The 2,633-nt window shown below is 65.9% G+C and carries 4 protein-coding genes; 2 read left to right on the top strand and 2 right to left on the bottom strand.

Features of this window, described 5'->3' with window-relative positions:
* Positions 1 to 227 precede the first annotated feature (227 nt).
* Positions 228 to 773, top strand: coding sequence for a hypothetical protein (locus ACFU95_RS50855; RefSeq protein ID WP_383844731.1), 546 nt, complete (start codon positions 228 to 230; stop codon positions 771 to 773).
* A complete protein-coding gene (locus tag ACFU95_RS50850; RefSeq protein WP_383844728.1) occupies positions 770 to 1,156 on the top strand; it encodes a hypothetical protein in 387 nt (128 codons plus the stop codon). Before ACFU95_RS50855 ends, ACFU95_RS50850 begins: the two co-directional genes overlap by 4 nt.
* Positions 1,157 to 1,246: 90 nt before the next feature.
* Here the strand turns inward: ACFU95_RS50850 and ACFU95_RS50845 are convergent, their stop codons facing one another.
* Both ACFU95_RS50845 and ACFU95_RS50840 read right to left on the bottom strand, forming a co-directional pair.
* Positions 1,247 to 2,449 carry an IS110 family transposase gene (locus ACFU95_RS50845; RefSeq protein ID WP_383844725.1) on the bottom strand — a complete coding sequence of 401 codons (1,203 nt, stop codon included), beginning with the start codon at positions 2,447 to 2,449 and terminating at the stop codon, positions 1,247 to 1,249.
* The coding region (locus ACFU95_RS50840; RefSeq protein WP_383844722.1) for a hypothetical protein at positions 2,446 to 2,633 on the bottom strand (188 nt) is incomplete at its 5' end. The genes ACFU95_RS50845 and ACFU95_RS50840, both read right to left, overlap by 4 nt.

The raw sequence follows: 2,633 nt of genomic DNA, 5'->3' as shown, positions 1-2,633 counted from the left end.
CCTCCGCGAGAAGTCCACGCCGAACATGTGAAGTTGCGAGCCGTCGCGTGAAATGAACGGTCAGACACCAGTCCGGAAAACGCGAGGCCCCTCACGCAGCCATCTCCGCCGATCGTTGGGAGTCGCTGACCCCCGAGGGGTGGGAAGGGCTGGTCACGCTGGCCAGGGACGGCGTACGGGCGGCCAACGCGCAGTGGAAGCCAAAGGTGGCCCGACGCTTTCTTTGCGTGCGGATGACCTCGTGGGACGGCGAGTTGGTGGCGTCACTGTTCGTGGGCTTCGCGTATGAGAACCACTACCTGCGGGTCGTCGTCCGCCCTCATGTAGTCAACCCCGTCCATCCCGAACTGCGCAGGGCCGAGAAGGAAGTGTTGCGAGGAGGCTGGGTGTGGAGCCGGCGCACGGCGTACCTCGCTGCTGTGGACACCGGCTGGTGGCTGATCCGGCTGTTCAAACGGGCCAAGAACCGAAAGCCGCATCCCGAGCAGGATCCGGGTACGGGACCGGTCAGCCTGCGGGAGGTCTACTCGACCCGGTATATGGACGACATGCTCCAGTACGACGACGCCCGTCGTTACATCGACATGATGCAGGGACGGGTCCTCGCCGCCGTCGAGGGCTTCCTCGTCGACCACAACGTGGACACCGGCGCGTACCGGGAGCGGATCATGGTCGTCATGAACAACGGCATCATCAACACGGGTGAGATGAACAACGTCCAGAACCAGCCGGGGGCCGTCGGCTCCCAGCAGTCGTCAGGAGGAGGAGCATGATGCTCGGCCGTAACCGGCAGCCAGGTGGCGCCAACTCGGGAATTCAGAACAGCGGATCGATGAAGAACGTGCAGAACCAGCCGGGCGCCTACAACTCGAATCAGAGTCAGGACAACTCCGGCATCGGCCGGGACGACTTACAGGGCATCGCCGATCTGCTGGGGCAGATCCGCCAGGGTATGGCCCACGAAAGGTCCCGTGTCGTCGACTACGAACTGTGCATCGGCTTGCTGGATACGGTGGCCGAGCAGCAGCTGGACAATTCCGAGGGGCGAGCCGTTGCCAAGGGACTGCTGGGGAAGATCCAGCAGAAGTGCGGAGGCGTGCCCGGGCTGGTGTCCTTGATCGCGTCTGCGCTGTCGGCGGTCACTGCACTCGCCTGACGAACACCACGCCCGGCATCGCGAAGGTGACAGCACCCCGTTTTGGTCGGGCTGTCAGGGGTGGACGGGGGGGTGCCCCTATGACTTTGGTCAAGGGGTAGTCGGGGTTGGTGGTTGGTAGGAGGTGCCGTCGCGGAGCATCGCGAAGAGCACGTCGGCTCGGCGTCGGGCGAGGCAGAGGATGGCCTGGGTGTGGTGCTTTCCCTGAGCGATCTTCTTGTCGTAGTAGGTGCGGGAGGCGGGGTCGGCCAGGGCGGCGAACGCGGAGAGGAAGAAGGCCCGTTTGAGCTGCTTGTTTCCCCGTCTGGAGGGCTGTTCGCCGCGGATGGAGGACCCGGAGCTGCGGGTGGCTGGGGCGAGGCCGGCGTAGGCGGCGAGGTGGGCGGCGGACGGGAAGGCGGTTCCGTCGCCGACGTCGATGAGGATGCGGGCTCCGGTCCTGATGCCGATGCCGGGCATGGACGTCAGGACCTTGGAAAGAGGGTGGGCCTCCAGCAGTTCCTCGATCCGGTGGGCGAGGATTTTGCGCTGGTCGAGCACCGCCTGGAGTGAGTTGGCGAGGCTCGGGACGATCAGCGCGGCCGCGTCTGTGCCCGGAACGACGACGGTCTGCTCGTCCAGCGCGGTGAAGACGTCGTTGATCAGCCGCTCGGCCATGCGGGGCGCCTTCGGGCGGATCAGAGCGATGAGTCGTCGGCGTCCGGCCTTGCGGATCTGTGCTGGCGAGCCGAACTGGTCCAGCATTCTGAGGACGGCCGGGTGCTGCATGCGCGGGCCGATGACTCGTTCCAGGTGCGGGTGGATCTGGGTGAACAGGCCGCGGAGCCGGTTGGAGAGGCGATTCGCCTCGGCGGTGAGGTCGTCGTCGAAGCCGACGATCATCTGGAGCTCGGCGATGGTCTCGTCGTCGAGGTCGACCGAGCGAAGCGTGTGCGGCATTGCCCGGGCCGCGTCGGCGATGATGAACGCGTCTTTCGCGTCGGTCTTGGCCTCGCCGGGATAGAGGTCGGCGATCCGCCGCATCGTTAATCCGGGCAGGTAGGCGATGTGGCAGCCCAGGTCCCGGGCGACTGCCAGCGGCAGGGCCCCGATCGAGGCCACCTGGTCGACGATGACGAGGACGGTGCCGTGTTTGGCCTGCAGCCTGGCGAAGACCTCGCGGAGCTTGGGTTCGGTGTTGGGCAGCCGCTTGTCGAAGGTCTTCTTCCCGGACGGGGTGAGTGCGGTGGCGTGGTGTTCGCCCTTGCCGACGTCCAGTCCGAGGTAGACGTCGATGTCGCTGGTGTCGATCACGTCGTGGTTCCTTCGGTGCTGTTCACCCGGCCTGCCACGGCACTGATCGCCACATCCACATTACGAAGAGCCTCCCGACCTGCGAAGAAGCCGGTGGTCATGCCCCTGACTTGTTGAATCGACCCCAGACGCCCGGTCTGCAGCCGTAGCGTCCAGGGCGCCGGTCGGCACGGGCTCGCATTGC

This window comes from Streptomyces sp. NPDC057623, from assembly GCF_042800355.1.
In the GTDB taxonomy this organism is placed as follows: domain Bacteria; phylum Actinomycetota; class Actinomycetes; order Streptomycetales; family Streptomycetaceae; genus Streptomyces.
Note: the sequence above shows the minus strand (reverse complement) of the source record. Positions and strands in the feature narration are given on the sequence as shown.

What these genes read in the sequence shown, in the direction of transcription:
- ACFU95_RS50850 (WP_383844728.1), top strand. Translation starts at nt 770, where the DNA reads ATGATGCTCGGCCGTAACCGGCAGCCAGGTGGCGCCAACTCGGGAATT.